Source organism: Ensifer sp. Root278 (assembly GCF_001429285.1).
Taxonomy (GTDB): domain Bacteria; phylum Pseudomonadota; class Alphaproteobacteria; order Rhizobiales; family Rhizobiaceae; genus Ensifer.
In genome coordinates this window covers 44,479-69,944 of the sequence record NZ_LMJJ01000007.1, presented here as the reverse complement: position 1 = coordinate 69,944, position 25,466 = coordinate 44,479, and the positions used below count along the sequence as shown (strand labels likewise).

At 61.1% G+C, this 25,466-nt stretch carries 22 protein-coding genes; 17 read left to right on the top strand and 5 right to left on the bottom strand.

Features of this window, described 5'->3' with window-relative positions:
• Positions 1 to 4: 4 nt before the first annotated feature.
• From ASE60_RS08575 to ASE60_RS08560, 4 genes are all read left to right on the top strand, one after another.
• Positions 5 to 2,329, top strand: coding sequence for a DUF4962 domain-containing protein (locus tag ASE60_RS08575; RefSeq protein ID WP_057249404.1), 2,325 nt, complete (start codon positions 5 to 7; stop codon positions 2,327 to 2,329).
• A gap of 16 nt (positions 2,330 to 2,345) precedes the next feature.
• Positions 2,346 to 3,095: a glucose 1-dehydrogenase gene (locus ASE60_RS08570; protein WP_057249329.1), complete on the top strand. Its 750-nt coding sequence runs from the start codon at positions 2,346 to 2,348 to the stop codon at positions 3,093 to 3,095.
• A gap of 7 nt (positions 3,096 to 3,102) precedes the next feature.
• A complete protein-coding gene (locus ASE60_RS08565; RefSeq protein ID WP_244495567.1) occupies positions 3,103 to 4,374 on the top strand; it encodes an SGNH/GDSL hydrolase family protein in 1,272 nt (423 codons plus the stop codon).
• A gap of 128 nt (positions 4,375 to 4,502) precedes the next feature.
• Complete coding sequence (locus ASE60_RS08560) at positions 4,503 to 5,201, top strand: alpha/beta hydrolase (protein WP_057249327.1); 699 nt, start codon at positions 4,503 to 4,505, stop codon at positions 5,199 to 5,201.
• A 97-nt stretch (positions 5,202 to 5,298) separates the two neighbouring features.
• Here the strand turns inward: ASE60_RS08560 and ASE60_RS08555 are convergent, their stop codons facing one another.
• From ASE60_RS08555 to alr, 3 genes are read right to left on the bottom strand one after another with little or no spacing between them, the layout of a single operon-like run.
• A complete protein-coding gene (locus ASE60_RS08555) occupies positions 5,299 to 5,676 on the bottom strand; it encodes a RidA family protein (RefSeq protein ID WP_057249326.1) in 378 nt (125 codons plus the stop codon).
• Positions 5,677 to 5,710: 34 nt separating this feature from the next.
• Entirely contained in the window at positions 5,711 to 6,961 is a 1,251-nt protein-coding gene (locus ASE60_RS08550) for a D-amino acid dehydrogenase (RefSeq protein WP_057249325.1), read from the bottom strand.
• Between the two features lie 27 nt (positions 6,962 to 6,988).
• Positions 6,989 to 8,122 carry an alanine racemase gene (gene alr, locus ASE60_RS08545; RefSeq protein ID WP_057249324.1) on the bottom strand — a complete coding sequence of 378 codons (1,134 nt, stop codon included), beginning with the start codon at positions 8,120 to 8,122 and terminating at the stop codon, positions 6,989 to 6,991.
• A gap of 125 nt (positions 8,123 to 8,247) precedes the next feature.
• On the opposite strand from alr, the gene ASE60_RS08540 reads away from it, so the two are divergent.
• From ASE60_RS08540 to ASE60_RS08515, 6 genes are all read left to right on the top strand, one after another.
• The gene (locus tag ASE60_RS08540) at positions 8,248 to 8,724 is read left to right on the top strand and encodes an Lrp/AsnC family transcriptional regulator (RefSeq protein WP_057249323.1); all 477 of its coding nucleotides are present in this window, start codon (positions 8,248 to 8,250) and stop codon (positions 8,722 to 8,724) included.
• A gap of 85 nt (positions 8,725 to 8,809) precedes the next feature.
• Entirely contained in the window at positions 8,810 to 9,649 is an 840-nt protein-coding gene (locus tag ASE60_RS08535) for an inositol monophosphatase (protein ID WP_057249322.1), read from the top strand.
• A gap of 61 nt (positions 9,650 to 9,710) precedes the next feature.
• Entirely contained in the window at positions 9,711 to 10,331 is a 621-nt protein-coding gene (locus ASE60_RS08530; protein WP_057249321.1) for a dual specificity protein phosphatase, read from the top strand.
• A complete protein-coding gene (locus ASE60_RS08525; protein ID WP_057249320.1) occupies positions 10,324 to 12,027 on the top strand; it encodes a metallophosphoesterase in 1,704 nt (567 codons plus the stop codon). Before ASE60_RS08530 ends, ASE60_RS08525 begins: the two co-directional genes overlap by 8 nt.
• Before the next feature lie 2 nt (positions 12,028 to 12,029).
• Complete coding sequence (locus ASE60_RS08520) at positions 12,030 to 12,323, top strand: MurR/RpiR family transcriptional regulator (protein WP_057249319.1); 294 nt, start codon at positions 12,030 to 12,032, stop codon at positions 12,321 to 12,323.
• A 17-nt stretch (positions 12,324 to 12,340) separates the two neighbouring features.
• A complete protein-coding gene (locus tag ASE60_RS08515) occupies positions 12,341 to 13,987 on the top strand; it encodes a Na/Pi cotransporter family protein (RefSeq protein WP_057249318.1) in 1,647 nt (548 codons plus the stop codon).
• 9 nt (positions 13,988 to 13,996) lie between these two features.
• Here the strand turns inward: ASE60_RS08515 and ASE60_RS08510 are convergent, their stop codons facing one another.
• Complete coding sequence (locus ASE60_RS08510; RefSeq protein WP_057249403.1) at positions 13,997 to 14,986, bottom strand: LacI family DNA-binding transcriptional regulator; 990 nt, start codon at positions 14,984 to 14,986, stop codon at positions 13,997 to 13,999.
• 591 nt (positions 14,987 to 15,577) lie between these two features.
• On the opposite strand from ASE60_RS08510, the gene ASE60_RS08505 reads away from it, so the two are divergent.
• The 7 genes from ASE60_RS08505 (at position 15,578) to ASE60_RS08475 (ending at position 23,679) form a co-directional block, all read left to right on the top strand.
• Positions 15,578 to 17,428 carry an iron ABC transporter permease gene (locus ASE60_RS08505; RefSeq protein ID WP_057249317.1) on the top strand — a complete coding sequence of 617 codons (1,851 nt, stop codon included), beginning with the start codon at positions 15,578 to 15,580 and terminating at the stop codon, positions 17,426 to 17,428.
• Entirely contained in the window at positions 17,428 to 18,558 is a 1,131-nt protein-coding gene (locus tag ASE60_RS08500; protein ID WP_057249316.1) for an ABC transporter ATP-binding protein, read from the top strand. Before ASE60_RS08505 ends, ASE60_RS08500 begins: the two co-directional genes overlap by 1 nt.
• 47 nt (positions 18,559 to 18,605) lie before the next feature.
• The gene (locus ASE60_RS08495) at positions 18,606 to 19,742 is read left to right on the top strand and encodes an ABC transporter substrate-binding protein (RefSeq protein ID WP_057249315.1); all 1,137 of its coding nucleotides are present in this window, start codon (positions 18,606 to 18,608) and stop codon (positions 19,740 to 19,742) included.
• A gap of 85 nt (positions 19,743 to 19,827) precedes the next feature.
• Complete coding sequence (locus ASE60_RS08490; protein WP_244495573.1) at positions 19,828 to 20,907, top strand: ABC transporter substrate-binding protein; 1,080 nt, start codon at positions 19,828 to 19,830, stop codon at positions 20,905 to 20,907.
• Between the two features lie 69 nt (positions 20,908 to 20,976).
• Complete coding sequence (locus tag ASE60_RS08485; RefSeq protein WP_057249402.1) at positions 20,977 to 22,074, top strand: ABC transporter substrate-binding protein; 1,098 nt, start codon at positions 20,977 to 20,979, stop codon at positions 22,072 to 22,074.
• A 70-nt stretch (positions 22,075 to 22,144) separates the two neighbouring features.
• Positions 22,145 to 23,038, top strand: coding sequence for an inositol monophosphatase (locus ASE60_RS08480; RefSeq protein WP_057249313.1), 894 nt, complete (start codon positions 22,145 to 22,147; stop codon positions 23,036 to 23,038).
• Between the two features lie 17 nt (positions 23,039 to 23,055).
• Complete coding sequence (locus ASE60_RS08475; protein ID WP_057249401.1) at positions 23,056 to 23,679, top strand: dual specificity protein phosphatase; 624 nt, start codon at positions 23,056 to 23,058, stop codon at positions 23,677 to 23,679.
• Between the two features lie 412 nt (positions 23,680 to 24,091).
• On the opposite strand, the gene ASE60_RS08465 is transcribed toward ASE60_RS08475, so the two are convergent.
• Positions 24,092 to 25,084, bottom strand: a complete 993-nt coding sequence (locus ASE60_RS08465; protein ID WP_057249311.1) for a GNAT family N-acetyltransferase — start codon at positions 25,082 to 25,084, stop codon at positions 24,092 to 24,094.
• Between the last annotated feature and the right edge of the window lie 382 nt (positions 25,085 to 25,466).

Sequence of the window (25,466 nt, the reverse complement as noted above, 5' to 3'; positions counted from 1 at the left end):
TTCGATGCCCAAACCCGCTGAAGCACCCCGCCTGCAATATCTCGATGAGCCGAAACCCGGTACCTTGACCATCGGCTATCAGCCGACCGGCAACGCCTGTATCGAGAACCCACCCCGTTTCAGCTGGCTCCCGGCCCTGAATGACGATGCGCGCTACGTGTTGCGGGTTTCCAGCGATCCGGGTTTTCCGCCCGAGCGGACGCTGGTCTTCGACAATCTCGCCTGGAACTTCTTCACGCCGGATACAGCATTCGAGCCCGGTTCCTATTGCTGGTCGTTTGCGCTCTGGGACGGTGCTGCAAAGCGCGTCGCCTCCGAATGGAGCCGCGTCCGTGAATTCACGCTCGAGCCGGGTCTGCCCGAAACGGCTTTGCCGCGCGCGACGGCACGGCGCGAGAACTTGGACCTTCGCCACCCCCGCCTGTGGCTCAATCCGGATGGCGTCGCCGACTTTCGCGACAGATTGCGCCAGGATCCTGACCATAGCAGTTGGGAGACATTCTTCAGCAACTCCGTTCAGCCGTGGCTTTCGCACAACCCGATCGCTGAGCCTGCGCGCTACCCGGACAATGTGCGCACCGCCAAGCTCTGGCGGCAGATGTATATTGACTGCCAGGAAGCGATCTATGCCGTTCGACACCTCGCGATTGCCGGCGTCATCCTTAATGACGCAGACATAATTGCGCGGGCCAAGGAGTGGCTACTGTCCGTCGCAGGCTGGGACCCGCAAGGCGCAACGGCGCGCTCCTATAACGACGAGGCGGCGTTCCGGGTGGTGACTGCGCTCGCCTGGGGCTACGATTGGCTGCATGACCATCTGGACGAGGGTGAGCGAGAGCAGGTGCGTGGCGTGCTCCTGGCGCGCACACGCGAGGTCGCCGACCACGTGCTCTGGCGTGCGCGCATTCACGTTTTTCCATACGACAGCCACGCGGTGCGCTCGCTTTCGGCCGCGCTGACGGCCGCCTGCATCTCGTTGGTCGGTGAGGAAATGGAAGCCGAGGGCTGGCTGGACTATACGGTCGAGTTTCTGTTCACCCTCTACTCGCCCTGGGGCGACAAGGACGGCGGCTGGGCGGAAGGCCCACACTATTGGATGACCGGGATCGCCTATCTGACGGAGGCGGCCAATCTCATCCGAAACTTCCTGAAGGTCGATCTCTACCGGCGTCCGTTCTTTCAGAAGACGGGCGACTTCCCGCTCTACACCAAGGCACCGGGTACGAAGCGGGCCTGCTTCGGAGACGATTCCACCCTTGGTGATCCGCCCGGCCTGAAGGTCGGCTACAACGTCCGCCAGTTTGCGGGCGTCACCGGCAATTCCCATTACCAATGGTATTTCGAGCGGCTGAAGGCGGATGCCGCCGGTACCGCCATGGAATTCTATAACTACGGCTGGTGGGACCTCAATTTCGACGAACTGGTCTATCGGCACGATTACCCGCAAGTCGAGGCAAAGGCGCCTGTCGACCTGCCACCGGTCAAATGGTTCAGGGAGATCGGCTGGGTCGCGATCCAGAAGCACATGGACGATCCCGATCGCCACATCCAGTTCCTGTTCAAGAGCAGCCCGTTTGGGTCCTTGAGCCACAGTCACGGCGACCAGAACGCCTTCCTGCTCTATGCCTTTGGCGAGGATCTGGCGATCCAGAGCGGCTACTATGTCGCCTTCAACTCGACCATGCATCGCCGCTGGCGTCGGCAGACCATGTCCAAGAATGCCATCCTCATAGGCGACAGTGGGCAATACGCCGAAGGCGACAAGGCGATCGGCAAGAAGGCGGGAGGTCGAATCCTTGCTGTGCGCGAGGAGCCGACGCATGTCTTCATCAGCGGCGATGCCACGGCCGCCTATCGGGCAAGCAATCCGCTCGTCCTGAGGGTCGAGCGTGACATCCATTTTGCCAGCAGCGACTTTCTCGTGATTGTCGATCGCGTCGAATGCGCCGAGCCACAGCCCCTCAAATGGTTGTTCCATTCCGCCCATCCGCTGGAGGTAGGGAGCAATAGCTTTCGCCTGACGGGCGAAAGGGCAGGGCTCTACGGTCAGTTCGTCTTTTCGACCGCCGGGCCGCCGCAGCTAAGCATGGTCGAAGGCTTCGAGGACGTTGATCCGACTGAGATCGAAGGTCTGCCGAGGCAATATCACATCGAGGCGACGCTTCCGGCGTCCACCAAGCAGACGCTGGTGACGCTTCTCGTTCCCTATGCTCTCGGCGAACCGCGGCGGGTTTTCCACTTCGTCGACGACCAGGGCTTCAGCGCCGACCTCTATTTCACGGATGTCGACGACAACCAGTTGCGCATCATCATTCCCAAGAATTTCTGATTGGAAAGGAAACGTCATGAACGGATTGAAGGACAAGGTCATCTTGGTAACCGGGGGCGGCCGCGACATCGGGAAAGCCTGCGCCGAGCGGCTTGCCAGCGAGGGCGCGAGGGTCGCGATCACGTATTTTGGCTCCGCGGCTGGCGCCGAAGATTGTGTGAAGGCGATAGCCGCTTCCGGTGGCAAGGCGATCGCCATCAAGGCCGACATGACGGTGGCAACCGACGCGCAAGCTGCCGTCGACAAGGCGGTCGGCGAATTCGGCCGGCTCGATGGGCTTGTGCATGTCGCCGGCGGACTCTTGGCCCGCAAGACTTTGCAGGACATGGACGAGGCATTCTTCCGGCAAGTGATCGACGTCAATCTCACGTCGCTCTTCAATGCATCCAAGGCGGTCGTTCCGGCAATGGCCGACGGTGGCTCGATCGTCACCTTTGCCTCGCAGGCCGGCCGCGATGGTGGTGGCCCGGGTGCGCTGGCCTATGCGACCTCGAAAGGGGCGGTCATGACCTTCACGCGCGGACTCGCAAAGGAGCTCGGACCCAGGATCCGCGTCAATTCCGTCTGCCCCGGCATGATCTCCACGACATTCCACGACACGTTCACCAAAGCGGAGGTACGGGAACGTGTTGCTGGCGCAACGCCGGTCAAGCGTGAAGGCAAGTCGGAGGAGGTCGCCAATCTGGTCGCCTTCCTCGTTTCCGACGAGGCGTCGTTCATCACCGGCGCCTGTTACGATGTAAACGGCGGCACGTTGTTTTCCTGACATGGTTGTGACAGCGCGATTTCCGATCCATGGCAAGCGTGTCGCTCTTCTCGGCACGTCGCTCGTCCAGCAGAACCACCACGCGGGCGATGGGCATATCCACTCCTGCGCCCGAGGCTGGGCAACATGGGCGGAGGTTCTGTCCGGCGGCCAGCTCGATGTCACGGTGTTTCACGATTCGCGCGTGCATCCCGGATGGGAGCCGAGCGGCAGGGTCGGCGTCACCCGCGGTTTCGGTGGGCTGAACGCCGGTGTCTCGGGTCAGAAGGCCCGGGACATCGAACAGCGTCTGGAAGAGGTGTTGAGACTCGATTTTGACCTGATCATCGTCGACGCTGGTACGAACGACATGATGGTGGAGACAAAGGAGGTCATCCAGTCGATCCGCGAGGCAATCGTTGATCGGCTGCTCGAGACGGGAAAGAATGTGATTCTGCTGCCGATCCTGGCGCGCGGCACGCAGAAATGGGTCGCGGGCGGATCGGAACGGGCAAAGGCACACTGGATCAACCAGAAGAGCCTCGCCTTTGCGGCGAGAAGACCTCAATGCCACGTCTTTGACTGGAATAGTGTCTGGGTGGATCCGCATTCCGCCGATGGCGCGCCACACGATGGTTTTTCCGACGACGGCACCCACTTCTCGGTTCCGGGCGGTTATGCGGTCGGCAAGGCATTGGCAGCTTATCTTCGTGGCTTTCTTGCGCCGTCCGCTCCTCGCATCTGGGCACAGGACGATCGTTTCGATGCCGTCAACAACCCGCTCGGCAACATTCTGCCCAATCCGCTTCTTGCCGGGCACGGACCGTTGGCCGATGGACTGGCCGTTTCTCGCGGTCGCACGACTGCAAGCCGGATCATCTGCCAGCCCGACCGCGTGGCAAACTGGCAGGAAATCGACGTGGCGGGCGGAGAGTGCTTCGTGCATATCCTGCCGGACGGTTTCGTCAATCCGCTGCCGGCGGGCGCCTGGGTGCAGGCGAGCGTCGAGGTGGAAGTCGACGCACACGATGGCTGGCGGGACATTTCGCTGATCCTGGAAGATGGTGCGGCGGAGGGCCTGATGTCGCAAGCGCTCGCTCCGTTCGATCTCGGCGACGGAAACCTCGCACCCTTTCCAAAGGAGGCGTGGTCTGGCGCGCTGAGGACACCCCCGATCAAGCTGAAGACGCCGACGCAAAATCTCCGGCTTGGGCTCAGTCTACAGGTTGGTCGGTCTAAGCAACCGGCAAGCATACGGTTTTCACGCCCGGAGCTGCGTCAGGTCATGTGGCCGGAATAGCCGACTGTGGGGGGATCCCGAACTAAATTTCCTCGTGTCGGCTTTTGGCTCGAAGCGAGGTCCTTCCTTGACGACTCGCCCCTTTCTTCCAATACCGTCACTCAACGTGCACGGCGAGGTGGCGAAATATGGCGATGCTTCTGGTTCCGGGTTTCATGCTTGACGCCGATCTTTGGCGTGACGTGGTTCCCGCACTGAGCGAATTTGGCCCTGCCACATACGCCGATCTTTCGCAGGATGCTTCCATACCGGCCATGGCTCGCCGTGCTCTGTCGGAAGCGCCGTCCAAGTTCGTGTTGCTCGGCTTCTCCATGGGCGGCTACGTGGCTCGGGAAATCGTCCGGCACGCTGCCGACCGGGTAACCGCCCTTATCCTCATCGCAACATCCGCACGCGGCGACAGCGATGTTGAGCTTCACCGGAAGGCCGCCATCGCCGGGCAGGCGGGCAGTGCCGTCTTCAAGGGGCTGAGCAGGACGGCTGTGGTCTCGTCGCTGCACCCTGACAATGCCGAGCGGGTGGACATCGTTGCACGCATCCAGGCGGCAGGGCAGCGATTGGGCGGCGACGTCTTTCGCAGGCAGTCGCTGATCGACCGACGAGACGAACGGGATGATCTGAAAACGATCCGGTGTCCAACTCTCGTCATCGCGGGAGAGCAGGACCGATTGAGGTCTCGAACCGAAGCGCTTGAGCTTCAGCAGGGTATCGCCGGCTCAGACTTCGAAATTATCGAACACACCGGACACATGGTTCCTATGGAGGCGCCGCAGCGCCTCGCCGCCGTGATAGGGGAATGGCTCGAACAACAACGCGCCGGATACTGATGAGCGCTGTTGGCGTGGTATCAAGCCGCGCCATGCCTGGAGAGGTTGGGCGGTGGTGTTGGCCGCCCATTTGATTGACGTCTGCTACCCGAGGCGCTTAGAGCGCAATGACTGCCTCGATCTCGACCTTTGCACCCTTTGGAAGCGCGCTGACTTCGTAGCAGGCGCGTGCGGGGAACGGCTTGGAGAAGAAGCCGGCATAGACCGTGTTGATTTCGGCGAAGTTGCCGAGGTCGGTCAAAAGGACCGTCGTCTTGACGGTGTTGGCGAGGCTTGTGCCGGCGGCGGCCGCAATGGCGGCAAGGTTCTTGAGGCACTGATCGGCCTGCGCGATCGCGTCATCCGAGTTGAATTCGCCGGTTGCCGGATCGATCGGCAGCTGGCCGGAGACGAACAGCAGATTGCCGACCTTGATCGCCTGGGAGAAAGGGCCGACGGCGCCCGGCGCGTCGTTTGTGTGGATTTCCTGGATCATGATTTGTTTCCTCGAAAGTGATTAAGAGAGCTGCTTAAGCGTAGCGAGCTATTGCGAGATCGGTTGCGTCGATCTCAGACTTGCGCCCGCTGACCAGATCGGCGATCACCCGGGCCGAACCGGAGCTCATGGTCCAGCCGAGCGTACCGTGACCGGTGTTGAGATAGAGGCCCGCGACCCTCGTCGCACCGATGACCGGCGTGCCATCCGGCGTCATCGGGCGAAGGCCCGACCAGAAGCTCGCCTTCGACACGTCGCCGCCGGGGAAGAGGTCGGTGACAGAATGCTGCAGTGTGAGGCGGCGGGGCTCGCCGAGATCGTTGGTGTAGCCGGAGATTTCGGCCATGCCGCCGACGCGGATGCGATCACCGAGCCTTGTGATGGCGATCTTGAAGGTCTCGTCCATCACAGTCGATTCCGGCGCGCGCGACGCGTCGATGATCGGGATCGTCAGCGAATAGCCTTTGACCGGATAGACCGGCAGACGGATGCCGTGCGGCCTGACGAGCAGCGGCGAAAAGCTGCCGAGCGCCACGACAACGGCGTCGCCCTGCAGCGTTCCGTGCGCGGTGACGACACCACGTATGCGGCCACCCTCGACGTCGAGGCCACGGATGATGCTGCCATAATTGAAGCGCACGCCGAGTTCTTCAGCCTTTTTCGCAAGCGCGTTGCTGAACTTGAAGCAATCGCCGGTCTCGTCCTTCGGCGTCAGCAGGCCGCCGACGATCTTTTCGCGAACATGCTTCAGCGCCGGCTCGACCCGGATGCAGCCGTCGCGGTCCAATACCTCGTAGGGAATGCCGTCGGCGGCGAGTGCCTTGACGTCCTTTCCGGACGCATCGAGTTGTTGCTGCGTGCGGAACAATTGCAGCGTGCCCTGCATCCGCTCGTCATAGGCGATGCCGGTCTCTGCGCGCAGTGTGGCGAGCGAGATGCGGCTGTAGTCGGCGAGGCGCAACATCCGGCTTTTGTTGATGGCGTAGCGCTTGGACGTGCAGTTGGAGAGCATCCTCACCATCCACGACAGCATGGCGGTGTCGACCTTCGGGCGCAGGATCAGAGGTGCATGCTCCATGAACAGCCACTTCATCGCCTTCATCGGAATGCCGGGCGCGGCCCAGGGCGAGCAGTAGCCGAAAGAGACTTCGCCGGCATTGGCGAAGCTCGTCTCCAGGGCGGGACCGGGCTGACGGTCGATGACCGTCACCTCATGTCCTGCCTTGGCAAGCTGGTAGGCCGAGGTCACGCCGATGATGCCGGCGCCGAGAACGATAACTTTCATGGTGTCCTCACGGGAGAAGAGAAGGGGTCAGCGGTATTGCCGCTCGTAGCGCTGGCCGAGGCCGGTCAGGATTTCGTAGGATATGGTACCGGCGTCGCGCGCAATGTCTTCAAGCGCCTGATTGGAGCCGAGCACTTCCACAAGGCTGCCAAGATGCAGGCGACCGTCCGGCAAAGCGGAGATGTCGATGGTGATGCTGTCCATCGAGACCCGGCCGACGATCGGCATGCGAATGCCGTCGCAATAGACCGCGCCCCGGCCGCTCAGGCTGCGCGGAAGGCCATCGGCATAGCCGGCGGCAATGGTGGCGAGGCGGGTTTCTCCCGCGGCAATATGGGTGCCGCTGTAGCCGACGCGCGCGCCGGCAGGCACGGTGCGGGTCTGCACGATAGCCACATCGAGGCGCAGGACGGGTTCCATCGGATTGGGTTGGTTGGCGGTCGGCGCACCGCCGTAGAGTGCGATGCCGGGACGGGCAAGTACGCCGTGATAGGGCCTGCCGAGGAAGATGCCGCCCGAATTGGCGAAGCAAAGGTGGAACTCGGGGAATTCGGCCGTGATGCGGTTCATCTCGGCGAGCTGGCTTCCGTTCTGCTCGTTCTCGGCCTCGTCGGCGGAGGCGAGGTGGCTCATAATGAACTGGACATCAATGCCGCCGCTTGCCGCCAGCAGGCTAGCAACGGCGGCGCGTTCTGCCGGTGGAACGCCGAGGCGAGACATGCCGGTATCGAATTGCAGAGCCGCCGGCAGCTTGCCGCCGAGCGCCTTCGCAGTCTCGCTCCAGCGCTGCAACTGCTCCAGCGAATTGATGACCGGCACGATGTGATGCTCGGCGCAGGCAGTTTCATTGCCGGGCTGGAGGCCGTTCAACACGTAGACGGTCGCGTCCGCGGCGAGACTTGGCTGCAGGCGCAGGGCTTCAACAAATTGGGCGACGAAGAAGTGACGGCAACCATGTTCGTAAAGCCTGGCGGCGACCCGGTTGGCGCCGAGCCCATAGGCATCCGCCTTGACGACTGCGGCTGCGCGCGCAGGCGCTACCTCAGCCGCCAGCTTTTCATAGTTGCGAGCAATGGCCCCTAGATCGATGGTCAGATAGCCCGATGCGCCGCCCATGGCGGTCGCCGTACCTTGCCTTCTTGCCTGTATTGCCGCGTCCATTCCAGCCTCCCCATGTTGCCGGGAGATTAGTGAAACGATCGTGAAATTGCCAAGGAAAGAATGATTGATCGTTGCGTGAAATCATGTTCATTGAAAGAAACGATGATAAATTGGAATAATCTGCAATGGCCGCACTTGATGCGATAGACCGCAACATTCTTCGCCTGCTTCGTCTCGATGCCCGACGCAGCAATGCGAGCCTTGCCGCCGAAGTCGGCCTTTCGCCATCGGCCTGCCTCAGGCGCATAAAACTGATGGAGCAGGCCGGAGTTATCCGCGGCTATACTGCGCTGGTGGACACATCGAACATCGAAGCCACCATCGCCGTGATCATCAACATCACGCTCGATCGTCAGACCGAGGAATACCTCGACCGCTTCGAGGCTGCGATACGCAGGCACCCCGAAATAAAGGAGTGTTTCCTGATGACGGGCGGATCGGATTATCTATTGCGCGTCGAAGTCGCCAATGCCGGTGAGTTCGAGCGCATTCACAAGGAAATCCTCTCGGCTCTTCCCGGTGTTTCGCGAATACATTCGAGTTTTGCGATCCGTAACGTGCTCGCGACGCGAACCAGTACTAAGCGCCCCATGCGGCCGTAGAGACGACGAGGCGGCGGCGCAGATTCTGCTTGCGCGCCGTGCACACGCGTGCAAATGTGCACGCGTGTGCACTGGAGTCCCACTGATGAACGATCAAAATCCGCACTATTCCAATGATCTCGCAGGGCGAGCGTCGTTATGTCGGGACGTCATTCGCTCCGCTGGCGAGCTGGTGCTCGCCGGTTTCAAAGAGAGTTTCAGGCGCGGCTTCTCGTTGAAGGGCCCTCAGGACTTTCTGACCGAGACCGATGCTGCGTCCGAGGCTCACATCCGTCAGGCGATTGCGACACACTTCCCTGGCGATGCATTTCTGGGAGAGGAAGGCGGCGGCTTGATCGCCGAGCGCATGTGGGTCGTCGACCCGGTGGATGGCACTGCCAATTTTGCGCGCGGGATCCCGCATTTCTGCATCTCGATCACCTATGTGGAGCGGGGCAGGGCAGAGATCGGCGCCATCTATAATCCCGCTCAGGACGAACTCTATTTTTGTCGAAGGGGGGCTGGAGCGACATTGAACGAAAAACCCATCGGCATCTCGTCGACGGTCGCATTCGATGCGGCCTCCATCGAAATGGGATGGTCACGCCGCGTGCCGGACGAGGCCTACCTCGAAACCATGCGGGGGATGCTCGCCAAAGGAGCCAATGTCCGACGCGGCGCGTCGGGCGCACTTGCGCTTGCCTATGTTGCCGACGGGCGCTCGGACGCCTATGTGGAATTGCATATGAACTCATGGGATTGTCTCGCCGGGCTCCTGCTCGTGGCCGAAGCGGGCGGCGTCGTGTGCCCCTTCATGGAGATCGGCAGCCTTCAGGAGGGAGGGCCGGTGCTTGCGTCGACACCGGCCATCGCTGCTGGTGTGAGCGAGGCTTCGGGCATTCCGGTCAGCGCCCGCGAAATGACGGCTGCGCTTCAATCGGCCTGAATCAACGAATGGCGGGATCACCGGCCGAACGACGCGTTCGCCGCCCTAGAAGGAAACACCAATGAATGCACCGGTATATGCGCGCCCCGCAATCAGTCTGATCGCAAAAGGGCTCGGACCGCACAGCGCCGATCTCTATATCGGCGGTAGCGACGGCGCGCGCGACATGGATCTGCTCAAGCGCCACGGGATCACCATCGTCGTCAATTGCGCGGTCAACTTGGATATCAATCTGGTGCGCGAAGAGGAAATTGCAGTCAACGATGACCTCTGTGCGAGTGGTTACGCCGACATACGCTACTACAAGCTCGGCATGATTGACGGTGACGGCAGCCCGGACACGATGATGCTCGGCGCTTATTACATTCTCGATGGCGCTTTGCGCCAGACGATGCCGAAACGCTCAACCTACCCATTCGTCGACGGCGGCAACATTCTGGTCAATTGCCGCGGCGGGCGTAGTCGCTCCGTATCGTTGGTGGCGCTTTTTCTGCACAAGCAACAGCCGCATCTGTTTCCAACGCTGGACGCCGCAGTCGCCCACATCCGGGAGCACCGCGAACTGAGGCAGGACGAATGGTTCGAGACGCCGAAGCCCATGCTGTACGAAGCGGCAAGGCGTGCCTCCGCCTGGATCGATCTCGTCGAAACATCGCGTGCGCAGGTCAATTCCAATGGCTGATTTGCCGCGGATCGCCGTCATTGCCGATGCTCACTTTCATGATCTTGAGGGTAACTTCGAATTTCCCGCCATCGAGGTCGATGGCGAGAGGATTGCCATCAGAAGCTGGGCCGATACCCGCGAGTCCACCCGCGTTTTCAACGAGAGTGCGAAGGCATTGGACGAGGCGCTTGCGGAGGTGCTTCGGCGCGACATCCGGCATGTCGTCCTTCTCGGCGACTACACGGATGACGGCCAAAGGCAAACCACCGAACGGCTGCGCGCCATCCTGGAGCGACACGAACGCGAGCACGATACGCGCTTCTATGCGCTTCCCGGCAACCACGACATCTTCGGCCCGAAGGGGCGCCATCACACGAAGCAGTTCCTTGGTGCGAACGCCGCGAGGGTCATTGTCACGAGCGACGGCGAGAAGGCTGGCCCTGGTACGTACGCAACGCCGCTGATGTACTGTGAGGGATATCCGAAGGGTCTCGCCCCCATGGCCGCGTTCGGATACTTCCGGAGGCCCGGCGACATCCATTGGGAGACGCCATTCGGCACCTCGGACAAGGCCGAGGACCGGCTATATCAGGTTTCATCCTCCGATGGCCGAAACAGCTACACGCTGATGGACGCTTCCTATCTGGTCGAGCCGGCGCCCGGCCTCTGGCTGATGATGATCGATGCCAACGTGTTCGAGCCGCGCGACGGAACCTTCGAGGAGGAGGGCGGCGAGGCCGCCTTCGTCGACAGTACCGGCGCCGGCTGGAACGCACTGTTGAGGCTGAAGCCGTTCATCATCGAGTGGATCGCCGACGTATCGGCGCGGGCCAGGAGCCTCGGCAAAACGCTTCTTGCCTTCTCGCATTACCCGGTGCTCGACCCCTTCGACGGCGCGACGGGAGCCGAAGGCGTGCTCTTCGGCGAGACCAACATTGCCCGCAGGACGCCACGCGAGGCCGTCGCGGAAGTGCTCATCGACTGCGGAATGACGGTGCATTTCAGCGGACATCTGCATGTCGAGGGCGTCACACGCCGAGAACGGGGCGGTCGGCAACTTACCAATATTGCCGTGCCGTCACTGGTGGCCTTTCCACCAGCCTTCAAGGTTGTCGAGTCATCCGCATCGGATTTCTTGGTTGAAACTATTGAACTGCATTCCACTGCTGTCGATCCGCGCATCCTGCACGGCTATCGACGCGAAATGGCGCAACTGGAAGAAAACCTTGATCCCGCCTTTGATCCGTCTGACTACGGAGCGCTCCTGAAGGCGCACAAGCGTGCTCTGGTCCAGCACCGCTATTTCCCGAAGGAATGGCCGAAGGAAGTCGTCGACGAAATTTCCGGGCTCACTGTCGAAGGTGTCTGCGAACGCCTCGGTGGTCCCGGCACGATAACAGATGTGGTCGCGGCATGCGCGCTCGAAGATGCCGGTCAGTTGGCTCGCCTCGATATGCTCGAGCTGATCGCCGATTGGTATTGCCTGCGGCAGGCCTCGGTGCTTGCACTCGACAAAATTCCCGCGCCACGCCTTTGGCTTTATCGCGCACTCGCTGAACGGTTTGGGCGCCCTCCGGAAAGCGGCTGGGATGGCTCGACGGACGGGTTCCTTTCGATCTTCTTCGGCGCGTTTGACGCCTTCCTCGATCGCGCCGAGGCTGGCGGTCTTCGCATCCGCATTGAGAACGCGTCCGCGAAAGAGGAGGCGGCCTGAACATGACGCATCAGTTGTCCGTCCGCGCGACCTCCACCGCCGCGCCTGCGACCTTCATCGAACTGCGAGAGTCCTGCCGCCTCGGCGTTCGGCGATTGAAGGGCGGGCGCCTCGAGGTGGCGAAGTTCGTGCTTGCTCACCCCTATGATGTCGCCTTTGCGAGTGCGCGCGAAGTGGCCGAACGCAGTGGTGTCTCGACGACGACCGTGATGCGCCTGGTCAGCGATCTTGGCTTCGAAAGCTACGCGGCCTTTCAGCGGCTCTTCAGGGCCGAGTTGATGCGCGGCAGACAGTAGCGTTCAGGGGAGAGGCCATGGATTCGGCGATCGTCAGCATCAATCTCTTCGGCGCCGTGGCCCTGCTTCTGTTCGGTCTCGGTCTGGTGCGTGACGGCATGCAGCGCGCCTTCGGTGCTCGCCTGAAGGCGGGCCTGGCGACCGGAACGCGCGATAGTCCGCGCGCCTTCTTTGCCGGCCTTGTTGCGACCGTCGCTCTTCAGAGTTCGACCGCCACCGCCCTCATGGTCGCGTCCTTCGTCGAGCGTGACCTCATCCTGCCCCGCATAGCGCAAGTGGTGTTGCTTGGCGCCAATGTCGGAACGGCAATGACTGCTTGGATCGTCGCAATGGGCGTGGGTTGGCTTTCGCCGCTTCTGTTGCTTTCTGGCGTTGTCGTGGGGCGTGGAAGCTCGAACGCACGCAAGGGGGCAGGTGCTGCCCTTGTGGGCATCGGGCTGATGTTGCTGTCGCTGCATCTGATCGGCGCCGCGACGGAGCCGCTTCGCACATCAGCCGCGCTTTCGGCCTTCCTCGCGCTGCTCGACAACGCCTGGCCGGTCGCCCTCATCATCTCCGCCGTCCTCGCCGTGCTTGCCTCGTCCAGCCTGGCGATCGTGGTGTTGATCCTCTCGCTTGCGGCATCAGGGCACCTTTCGACAGGCCTGCTCATCGTCCTTGTGCTCGGCGCAAATCTTGGCGGGGCCGTGCCGCCGGTGCTGGCCACGCTGCATGCAGCGCCGAGCGCCAGGCGCGTTGCGGTTGGTAACCTGATCGTGCGGGCGGTCGGTTGCTTTCTGGCGCTGCCGCTCGCTGGCTATTCCGCCCAATTGCTCGAACTGCTGCCCCTGTCGCACGACAAGCTGCCGGTCGACGCGCATCTCGGCTTCAATCTTGCGCTGGCGGTCCTGGCTGCTCCTTTCACTGGCTCGCTTTCTCGCCTGACCACGCGGCTTTTGCCGGACCCGGCTAAAGCCGAGAATGGCCGGTCGTTTCTGGAACAGAGCGATCTACAGACACCTGTTGCAGCCCTCGCTGGCGCCAGCCGCGAGGTCCTCGGCGTCGGGGACATGATCGAGCGCATGCTCGTGCAGGCAAACGACGCGCTACAGCAGACGGACATTTCCAAGCTGTCGACGATCAGTGCGCTCGAGGGGCGGGTCGATCGCGTTCAGCACGAAATCAAGGTGTATGTCTCCCGCGTGGGCCAGACCGAAATCGGCGACCAGCACCGACGCCGGGCCACGGACATCGTCGACTATGCCATCAACCTCGAGCACATCGGCGACATCATCGAAAAGGGTTTGTTGGCCGAACTCGCGAAGAAGATTACTCGAGGCCTTACCTTTTCCCGCGACGGCCACGAAGAACTATCGCGGCTGTTCGCGGTCACGATCGACAACCTGCGCATGGCGCAGGCGGTATTTGCCACGCGCGACAACGCCATGGCGCGGCGCCTTGTCGAAGCGAAAGAAGATGTTCGCAGATTGGAGCGGCAATCGGCCGAACGGCATCTCCAACGGCTACGCGACGGACGCGCCGAAAGCATCGAAACCAGCTCGCTTCATCTCGACATGTTGCGCGACTTGAAGCGCATCAATGCGCATATCGCGTCGGTTGCGCATCCGATCCTGGATCAAAGCGGACTGTTGATCGACAGCCGCATCAGGCCGGCGGCTTCTTGAGGAAATGGCTTAGCGTCTTGCCGTCTTGCGCTCGACCATCGCGACGGGCACGACCCGGAGACGGGTTTCGGCATCGTCGGAATCAAGCGCGGCCAGCACGTGATCGGTCAGCGCGGTAAAGGATTGCGCGACGGTGGTGAGCTCGTAGCTCTTCCAACTCGCCTGCGGAATATCGTCGAAGCCAACGACGGAAAGGTCGGCAGGGATGCGGCGATGCATCTCGGTACGCGCCGCATCTAGAAAGCCGAGGGCGAGCAGATCGGTGACGCAGAATGCGCCGTCAATGGCCTCATCTTTCAGCACCTCACAACCGGCCTGATAGCCACTCTCGTAGCTGGTCGGGCCGCCCGACCAGGCAACGACTTCAACGCCTGCCGTAGCCATCTTCTGCTTGAAAGCCGTTGCCCGACGAACCTGCGCCGGTGTCTGACTGCCGCTTGAAATGACCGCGACCTTCTTGCACTGCGCCTCAATCAACCGAACGGCCGCGAGATCGGCGCCACGGGAATCGTCGCTCAAGACCATGCTCGTATCGGTGCGTTCGAGTTTCTGGTTGATGAGGATCAACCTAACGCCGTTCGCGATGCACTGGTCGACGATGGATTCCGGCGGCTCTCCGGAAAGAACCACGATGGCCTGCGCGCGGAACTCGAAGAGCAGTTCGATCAGCGGCGCGATATCCTTGCGGGCATCCGCGGCATTGAGTAGCAGGCACTGCAAACCCTTTCGCAAGAGGCCGATGCTCAGCAGATCGAGCTGTTTCGAAATGAAGGGTGAGCTGAGGTTGGCGCCGACGACACCGATCAGGTTCGATCGGTCGTTGTTCAAGCCTTGCGCCAGCCGGTTGACACGGTAGCCGAGCTCCCGGGCAGCCTTCAAAACCTTGCGCCTCACGGACTGGGAAACGCTGGCTCCAGGTGTAAAGGTCCGAGAGACCGCCGAGCGCGAGACGCCCGCGCGCTTTGCGACTTCCTCGGCCGTCACGAACCCTCTTGCCATGCCTTCCCCCATTGAATCAGACATTTCCATCAGGGCCATAAAAGCTGCCCCATTCCAACGAAAAAGTGCAAGCACCCGCTTAGGACCGACAGTCCACGGCTCCCGCTCGACAGCCTCTATCCACGGTACTTTTACCTCCGCGCTCGCCATTGATCGTAGCCTCGGAAAGACCCCTCGATAGGCGATTGATCACGTGTTCTAAAATGAATAGCCAACCATCAAAAAAATATCAATTAAAACAGACGGATAAATCATTGCGCACGTGTGCATTTTTTTATTGACAAGATTAAGTCTGCGTTGGATCATGCATTCCACAGCCGGAGAGTTTTTGGAATATTTGTTCCGTCTGTGTTCGCGACAATGGCGGCGCCTTTGAGGAGTTGGAGCTGTCGTTTTGGCAGGGCGTTCGTACCTGTCCGCGAGTGGGGAGGATTGGAGCCGGGCGGGTGCGGTATCTTGTGTCCGTGTGCGGCGCTGCGCGCGCTGCGTAGAGCGAAGCGCGAACTCTGCTTCCCCATCAACATTACTGGAGCGCTGCCCGGCTTCGATCGCCGCGACAGATTGCGCATGTCGAGTTCCGAGGGGAAGAGCATGGCCTTATTGAGTGAAACAGCCAAGGCGTCGACAGTGCCAGATGGCGCGATCGCGCCGACGCCATGGCAGCGCTGGCGCTATCGCGCGAAGGTCGCTTCCCGGGAGCCGACCACATTGATCGGAATCCTGACGGCTCTTCTGTTCACCTATCTGATCGTCGTGCCGATTATTTCGATCGTCTTGGATTCAGTTCGGGTTCAGTTCGGTCACGAGCGGCGGCTCGGCAAGGATTTTGGTGATCTGACGCTCTACTATCTTGATCGTGCGTTCCTTTCACCTGTTTCGGTTGATCTCTTCTGGCGGCCCCTCCTGAACACCCTGTCGGTCGCCCTCGGGGCCATCAGCCTGTCGCTGCTGATCGGGACTGTGCTCGCATGGTTGATCAGCCGAACAGATATGTTTGGGCGCCGCTGGTTCGCGACCGCGCTCATAGTGCCGTACATGCTGCCAGCCTGGACCTTCGCGCTCGCCTGGACGACGCTCTTCAAGAACAGGACGGTTGGCGGCCAACCAGGGTGGTTCGAGGCGATGGGGCTGACGCCGCCCGATTGGGTCGCCTATGGTCGCTTCCCGATCATCGTTATCCTGGCGCTGCACTATACGCCGTTCGTCATCCTGCTGTTTGGCTCGGCTCTTCGCCGTTTCGACTCGCAGCTCGAAGACTCCGCGCGCATCCTGGGAGCCAAGCGTTACCAGGTGGCGATCCAGATCATCCTGCCGCTGATGCGCCCGGCGCTGCTGTCCTCCATGGTGCTGATCTTCGCCAAATGCCTCGGCGAGTTCGGCGTACCCTATGTCCTCGGCCTGCCGGTCAAGTTCGAAGTGCTCTCGACGTCTCTCTTCCGCAGCATCGCCTCCCGTCAGACGGGCGTTGCCGGTGTCGTCGCGGCCTCGATCATGCTGATCGGCATCATGACCCTGATGATCGACGCCCGGCTTGTCCGCGAAGCCAGACGGTTTGTCACCGTCGGCTCGAAGGGCTCGATGAACCGCCAGAGCCGGCTTGGTAAGTATCGTCTGCCGGCGACGGGTTTCGCCGCGCTTATCTTCCTGCTGAGCGTCGGGTTGCCGCTGCTCACCCTGTTCCTGTCCACCATCATGAAGCTGCCGGCACAGTTTACACTCGACAACTTCACGCTCGACTACTGGATCGGCCGTGATCTCAACACTGTGGCGCTGCAGACAGGCATACTCTTGAGCCCGGACCTGTGGGCTGCCGCCAAGAACACGCTCATGATCGTCGGTCTTGCCTCGCTGACCTCCGGCATCCTCGGCCTGTTCGTCGGCTATGTCGTCATCCGCACACCGGTCAAAGCGCTGTCGGTCTATCTGCGCCAGGTGACCTTCCTGCCCTATCTGGTGCCCGGCATCGCCTTCGCCGCCGCCTACCTCTCGCTCTTCGCCGTGCCGCGTGGGCCAATGCCCGCTCTCTACGGCACGGTCACGATCCTGATCCTGGCGCTGATTGCCGACCAGATGCCCTATGCCTCGCGCGCCGGTATTTCCGCCATGACCCAACTCGGCAAGGATCCCGAAGAGGCGGCCCAGATCGCCGGCGCCGGCTGGTTCCGACGGATGATCTCGATCGTCATCCCGATCCAGAAGGGGTCGCTCGTCACTGGCGTGCTGTTGCCGTTCATCTCCGGCATCAAGGGGCTGAGCCTCTTCGTCATCCTCGCCGTGCCGAGCACCGATGTGCTGACGACCTACTCGCTCCGGCTCGTCGACTACCACTACACCCAGGCGGCAAACGCGGTCGTGCTGATCATCGCCGCCATCGCCTATCTCGGAACCCTGGCAGCCCAGAAGCTGACCAAGACCAACCTCGCAGAAGGACTCGGAAGCTGATGCCCACCATCAATCTCAGCGGTGCTCAGAAGAACTATGGCGTGAATTCCGCCAATGCCGTTTCGAACCTTGACCTCGAAATCCGCGACGGTGAGTTCATGTGTCTGCTCGGGCCGTCCGGCTGCGGCAAGACCACGACGCTGCGTATGATCGCCGGCCTCGAGAACCTCTCCGATGGAGAAATCCGCATTGGCGAGCGTGTGGTTGACTCGGTCAGGGCAGGTGTGTTCATACCCCCGGAAAAGCGCGAGATGGGGCTTGTTTTCCAGAGCTACGCGCTGTGGCCGCATCTGACCATCGAACGCAATACCGACTTCGGTCTGCGCCTGCGCAAGCTGCCGAAGGAAGAGCGGGAGCAGCGGGTCGAGAAGGTCATGCAAGCGCTCGACATCGCCAAATATCGCGACCGCTACCCCTCGCAACTTTCCGGCGGCCAGCAGCAGCGTGTGGCGCTTGCCCGGATGCTCGCGGTCAATCCGGGCGTGCTTCTGCTCGACGAGCCGCTCTCCAACCTCGATGCGCGGCTGCGTCTCGAAATGCGGGCGGAGCTCAAGCGCATCCACAAGGAATTCAAGACGACGATCGTCTTCGTGACACACGACCAATGGGAAGCGATGACGCTGGCGACGACGATTGCCGTCATGAACGAAGGCACGTTGCAGCAGATGGGCACGCCGAACGATATCTACGACCGCCCCGCCAATCGCTTCGTTGCAGAATTCGTCGGCAGCCCGCCGATCAATATCCTGACCTTCGGATCGTCCGCATCGGCGATGTCGCGGGCCGCCGCAGCCTATCTCGGCGAGCGCTATCCGTCGTCGCGCGGCGTCGGTTCGGTCGGCATCCGGCCGGAAGCGATCGGCTACGCGACAAAGGGCGGGGATGTTCCGGCCGGAAGCTTCACAGGTGAGATGACGGTGACTGGGGTCTTGCCGACCGGCGGCAGCTGGATCCTTGAACTGAGGAACGACAACGACACGCTGTTCCTGACAACCAACGCGCTCCCGCGCGTCGAGACCGGATCCAGGGTCGATTTTTTTGCGCCATCCGATGCGCTGCACGTCTTCGACAAAGACGGCCAGCGCATCGCCGAAGCGGACGCGCTTCTGCGTGCGCGCACGCTGAACTAAGGCGCCACAGCGATAAACAGAAACACGCTCTGAGGGAGGAACAGACGATGCAATTTCGGAAGACTGACAGGACAAGACGGGCAATCAGACGCGCGTTGCTGGCATCGGCCATCGCCACACTGGGTGGCCCGGCGCTGGCGGAGGAGCCGTTCGGTCTCAACGCGCTGATCGAGGCTGCGCGCAAGGAGCCGCCGATCACGGTCTACGACAGCACCGGCAAGATCGTCGAAATGGCCAAGGCCTTTGCCGAGAAATACGGTGTGGGCGCCGAGGGTTCCAAGGTCAAGGCGACAGCACAGCTCGAGATGATCATTCGCGAAGCCCGGGCCAACAATATCCAGGGCGATGTCTCGATCATCAGCGACGCGCCGGCCGCGATGGCGCAGCTCATACCGCAGGGCTTTGCCGAGAGCTGGCTGCCGCCGGACCTCGCATCGAAGATTTCCGCGCAATACCACGACCCGCTCACCGTGGTCACCAGCGCCAATGTCTGGGCCTACAACACCGAACTCTTCGACAAGTGTCCGGTCACGAACATCTGGCAGCTGACCGGACCGGAGTGGAAGGGTAAAGTCGCGATGCAGGACCCGCTCGGCAAGGCGTCCTATGTCGACTGGTTCAACCAGATGGCCAAGCACGGCGACGACAAGGTTGCCGCCGCCTATAAGGAGCTCCATGGCAAGGACCTTCAAACCGACGACGGCAGTGCAACCGCCGCCTGGGTGAAGGCGCTTGCCGCCAATGCTCCGCTCCTGACCGATGCCGATGCGGCGGCTGCCGATGCCGTCGGGGCGCCCGGTCAATCGCAGCCGTTCATGGGACTGATGAGTTCGGCAAAGTTTCGTGACAATGCCGAGAAGGGCATGAAGCTCGGGCTTTGCAAGGACCTGAAGCCGTGGCTCGGCTGGATGTATCCAGGTGTCGGGCTGATCACAAAGGGCACCAACAGCCCGAACGCCTCGAAGCTCTTCATCCACTATGTGATGACCGCCGAAGGCATCGCCCCGCAGGCCGAAGACGGGAAGATGTCGACGAACAAGGATGTCTCGCTGCCTGCCGACGAACCGTCCGGCATCGGCGCCGTCCTCGACCAGGTCATGCCTTATGAGATGTCGACCAGCCTCGACGACTGGGACGCACGCGAAACCTGGCAGGACCTCTGGCGCATTAACTACCAGAAGTGAAGCGAGATCCGAGGATAATTTTATGAGCACTCAAATCATGGAGTCCCGTCGGCTCGGAGCGGTTGTGTCCGTCACCGCCTTGGGTATGGCGGCCGTTATATCCTTCGCTTCCGCAGCCAAGGGCGAGGAAATCTTCGATCTTGAAGCGACGATCGCGGCGGCAAAGAAAGAACCGCCGATCACAGTCTATGCCGTGACCGGCAAAATCGTCGATACTGTCAAAGACTTCACCGAAAAATACGGAATTGAAGCAAATGGCAAGAAGGTGAATGAGGCGACGCAGGTCGAACTCATGATCCGCGAGCATCAGGCGGGCAACGCCGTCGGCGATGTCAGCCTCGCCATGGATGTTGCTTCCGCAGTTGGGCAGATTCTTCCCGAGGGCATCGCCACCAGCTGGACGCCGCCCGATCTTGCGGGTGACATTGCCGAGACGTCGCGCAACCCGTTGGTGGTCGTCTCCGATCCGCACGTATGGACCTACAACACGGAGAAGTACGAGAAATGCCCCATTACCAACATCTGGCAGCTGACCGAGCCGGAATGGAAGGGGAAGGTCGCGATGCTCGATCTGTTCGACAAGCCGCTCTATGCGGATTGGTTCAATCAGATCGCTGCTCATCGCGACAACGACGTCGCGCGCGCCTATGAGGCGCACTACGGCAAGACGCTCGATACGCAAGGCGAGAGCGCAACGGTCGCTTGGGTCAAGGCATTCGCCTCAAATGGCCCGCTGCTCGCCGATTCATCAACCGTGGCCGAGGCCGCAGGTGCGCCCGGTCAGGCAGAGCCGTTCTTTGCGATTACCTCGACTGCAAAGTACCGGGAGAATGTCACCAAGGGACTGAAGCTCGGTATTTGTGCCGGTGTCGAGCCGTTCACGGGCTTCCTTTATCCCGGCCTTGGCTTGATCGCCGCCCAGACGAAGAGCCCGAACGCGGCGAAGCTTTTTGTTCGGTATCTCATGACCGCCGAGGGGATCGCGCCGCAGACCGTTGACGGAAAGGTCTCCGGCAACAGGACGATTGCCCTGCCTGCGGACGAGCCTTCCGGCGTCTCCAAACACCTCGGTGAACTGATGGTCTTTGATGCTGCGACGGCCGATGACGATCTCCAAAAGCGCGAAACCTGGCAAGACCTCTGGCGGATCAACTACCAGAAATAGCTTCGTGAATTTGAAACGGTCTCCTTGGGAGGGGAAACCATGAAAAAAGGCAACAGCAAGTTTCTTGTAATGGGGGTGGCGTTTGCCGCCCTTGCGACCGCTGTCGCAGTTGAGGCGCGCGCCGAAGAAGCCTTCGATCTCGAAGCGTTGGTCGAGGCTGCGAAGAAGGAAAAACCGATCAACGTCTATGACAGTACAGGCAAGATCGTCGAAATGGCCGAGGCCTTCACTGCCAAATACGGGGTCAAGGCAACGGGCGTGAAAGTGTCGGCAAACAGCCAGCTGGAGATGATCATCCGGGAGGCGCAGGCCGGCAATGTCCAGGGCGATGTCGCGCTGATCACCGATGCACCCGGCGCGCTGGCGCAGCTTCTGCCGCAGGGCTTTGTCGAAAGCTATCTGCCCGGTGATATGAAGGAAAAAATACCGGCGGCCTTCCAGAACCCTCTGGCAATTTCGACCAATGCCAATGTCTGGGCCTATAACACCGAGGTCTATGACAAATGCCCCATCAGCAACATCTGGGAACTGACGGAGGCGAAATGGAAAGGCAAGATCGCGCTCGTCGATCCCCTGACCAAGAGTACCTATACCGACTGGTTCAACCAGTTGGAGAGACACGCCGACGCCAAGGTCGCGGAGGCCTACAAGGTCCACTTTGGCAGGGACTTGGAGACGGGTGAAAAGAGCGCCGCGGCGGCATGGATCAAGGCGCTCGCCCAGAACGGACCGCTCGTCACGGAAGGCGACGACCCGGTGGCTGAAGCGGTTGGCGCCGCCGGCCAGAAGGAGCCTTTCTTCGGGCTCCTGAGTTCGGCCAAGTTCCGCGACAATGAAGGCAAGGGCTATAAGCTCGGGCTGTGTACGGAACTCCGGCCATGGGTCGGTTGGACCTACACCAAGCTCGGCATGGTCGCGGCAAAGACCGCAAGCCCGAACGCCGCAAGGCTCTTCATCCATTACGTGCTGACGGAAGAGGGGATTGCGCCGCAGATGAAGGACGGCAAGCTGCCGACCAACTCCGATATCAAGATGCCGGCGGACGAGCCGTCGGGGATCATGGAAGTGGCGGACCGCCTGTTCCCCTACGATGCCGCAACGGGTCTTGAGGATTTCGACCGGCGCGAGGAATGGCAGGACTTCTGGCGAGTTAACTACGGCAAATAGAAACTTGGGCTCGGCGCGGCCTCACGAATGCGGGTCGCGCCGGCCGTTTCTGAATGAACGGAAAAAGAGCATGGACAACGCCTATCCGCAGGCAAGCCAGAGCCGATCGGACGATGCGGGCCGATTTGGCCGCTCGCGTCATCTGATGAAGATTGCCGAGGGCGCTGCCCGCGCCGTCGGACCGTCGCTGATTGCCGCCTTTCGGGCCGAAATGGCGGTCGATTACAAGCGCGACCTGCACGATATCGTGACGATACATGACAGGAATGCCGAGGCGTTGATCCGCGACGTCATCTTCGCGAACGAACCGAACTCCACCATGCTTGGCGAGGAAGGAGGCCAGATCGGCAAGGGTGACATCCAGTGGTATGTCGACCCGATCGACGGAACGGCCAATTTCGCCAGAGGGCTTGCTTTCTGGTGCGTGTCGATCGCCGCGGTCGAAGCCGGGGCCGTCGTGGCAGGGGTCGTCTACGACCCGGTCGCCGACATGCTCTTCGCGAGTGATCTCGAGCGCTCCTATTTGAATGGGCACGTCATCGTCTCAAAGTCGGTCAGCGATGAAAACCGTGCGACCTTGATCACAGGATATCCCGTTTCCAGGGACTTTCGCCTCGATGGGCAGGATGTCGCGCTTCGCCGCTTCGGCGATCTGGTCGAGACCTTCTCAACGTTGCGAAGGCCCGGTAGCGCCGCGCTCAGCATCGCGCATGTGGCCGCGGGCTTCGCCGATGCCGCCGCCGGCTTCGGTGTCAATGCATGGGACGTGGCGGCCGCCACGCTGATCCTGAAGAACGCCGGCGGCCGCTATGTGCCTCTGACCCTCGGCAAGGTGCCGGCCGGTTCCCCCGATTATCTGTGCCCGGGTTACGTGGCATACGGCGCCGGCGCGGATTATCCGACCTTGAACCGTGTCGCCATGGCCATTTCGGATGGCCGTGTTGCTAAAGTCCTCGCACCATGACTGCCTATGAGGAAATCATGCAAATTAGCGCGACCGACACCCCCACAACCGAAAAGACCAGCAGCGTGTTGCCAAAGCTCAGCCTCATATACGCCAAGCATCCGGCCTATGGGGTCGACATCTTCATCGCGGGCAAGGAGGGGGCGAGCGATCTCGATCTCCTGCGCAGCAATGGCATTACCGCCGTCGTCAACTGCGCGGTCAACCTGGATTTCAATTTCGTCCGCCAACCGCAACTCGTCTCGGATCATCGCAACAGTGTCCATGGTCCAGGTGAGATCCGTTACTACAAGGTCGGGCTGATCGACGGGGACGGGAATCCGGATACCCAGATGTTGGCAGCGTACTATATCCTACGCGCTGCGCTGGAGCAGATCCTGCCGGAAAAGCCGTCCTACCCAAGGCGCGAGCGCGGTGGGGTTCTCGTCAATTGCCGCGGCGGCCGTTCGCGGTCCGTAGCCGTCGTGTCGCTGTTTCTGCATCTTACACTACCTGAGCAGTTCCCAACCCTGGAGGCCGCGATCGACTTCGTTCGTGATAGGCGCAACCTTCCTGAAGAGGAATGGTACAAGGCACCAAAGCCCGTGTTGACGGAAGCGGCGCGGCGCGCGGCCGGATGGGCACGCGCAATTGGTTGCTGATACACCAAGGACGATGGCCTCGACACTCGCGCGAGGCCCGGGAGCAAGCTGACAAATCGGGGCCTGCGAAGTGGCGTGTGTGCAAATGAAAGTAGAGCACTCTGCGGGACGCGGCGGCCCCGCAGAGTGCCGTTACGACCGAGGCGTCACTTGAACGCCGACGACGACTGCGATCAGCGTGTCGCCGCCAAGATCGGCAACGCCGACAGTTGCGCGGGTGGGCAGCTCCTCGGGAGCCATCCGGGCCTTCCATTTGGCATCCATTTCCGGCTTGCCGAGATCAAATGCCGATTTGTTGGTGCGCTCGCGGCGATTCAATGCGTATAAGTGACGCAAACTTGTGCCCCGTTTAACGGCCCCCGGCACATTCTCGTTAAATGGGCGGGGCGCGGTGAACGGGACGAACGCGGATTCAGTCCTTGAAGCCGATCGCTCGCTTGACGCCTGATTTAAGCAGGTATTCGGCTCGGGAAATCGGGAATCGCTCGATGAATATCTCGGAGTAGTCGTAGTGTGTCGCGCCAAAGCGCTCCTTGAAATGTGAAAGTGAGGCCGAATTGCCGCTCTCGCCAAGGTGATAGAAACGGCAGCCCGCCCGGCACGCATCTTCGATGGAGAGCTTTTGAAGGAGATCGTTGGCGCGCGACGTACCCAATGCAACCCGGTCGATTGCGCCGCGTGCGTCGTTCACATTCTTCCCCATCAAGACCAGGGACGCTGCAACGGGTTGTCCGTTCACCCAGGCTGCCCACACCTTGCAGGATGCTCCGAGCGCCTCCTGAATCCGATAGAGCTTTTTGATGGGATCCCGTCTCCCAAAGCGAAACTTCGCCAGCCAGTGCGGTTCGTTGTGCTGTTCGGCCCATCTCTTGACGGACGTCTCAAGCAAGCTGTGGAGCAACGGGATCAACTCGCCGCTGCTGCTGCTCTTAACGACAACGGCCTCCCTCTCGGCCTTGCGGATACTGACCCTTGTCGCCTTGGTGAAGAGCTTGCTGTAGACGTGATCGAAACCATCCTTGAGATCGATAACGTGCGCGCGTCGCGGTTTCGTCATCAGACCTAGGCCGGCCGCCGCTTCGGACCATCGTTTTCCCTGTAATGGGTTGGGCCTGATCCGAATGCTGAGGAAACGCAAAGCCATGAGATCCTTCAGGACTTCCCTGAGGTGGCGGTTGGTCGTGTTCTCGCAGCAGACAGCCCCGCCCATACCGCAACCATCGGGATACGACCCCGCAACAAGGTCCACGGGACCAATGGCCGTCACGGTCACGAGCGGAACTAGGATCTGGCACCCGTCTTCGAACTGGTAGTAGCGGCTGATGTCCCTGAGCCTGCCCTCAGCGCAGATTGCATTGTTCCACTCTGGCGATTGATAAGGCATCGCCTCGGGGTCATGGTTCATCAATTGCCTCCACGCGTCACGCGGTGCGGGGCTTGTGACGCGATAGCAAATCGTGGGTGCGATCCGGTTGTCGTAAGTGTGTTGCATTGGCCCAATACGCAAGAAGAGTGGACACGCAAGAACAAGAAAATCATTTTATGCAAATAAATCGCGTGGAATCCGACACTTAAGCGTCGGTCCGCGAAGAAGCTAAAACCCATAATTCACTTCGGCCGTACAAACTTCCGCATGATATATATTACGTATGTTTTAATTTAAGGAAAGAGGGCGCAGACTACATTCGCGCGCCCCCCGGCACGGAGTAGACCCACAACTAGTTTACGACCAGGAACGGCCCCAAGTTTTGGCAGCCAGGATTTAGCGCTTCGCATGCCCTCTCTCG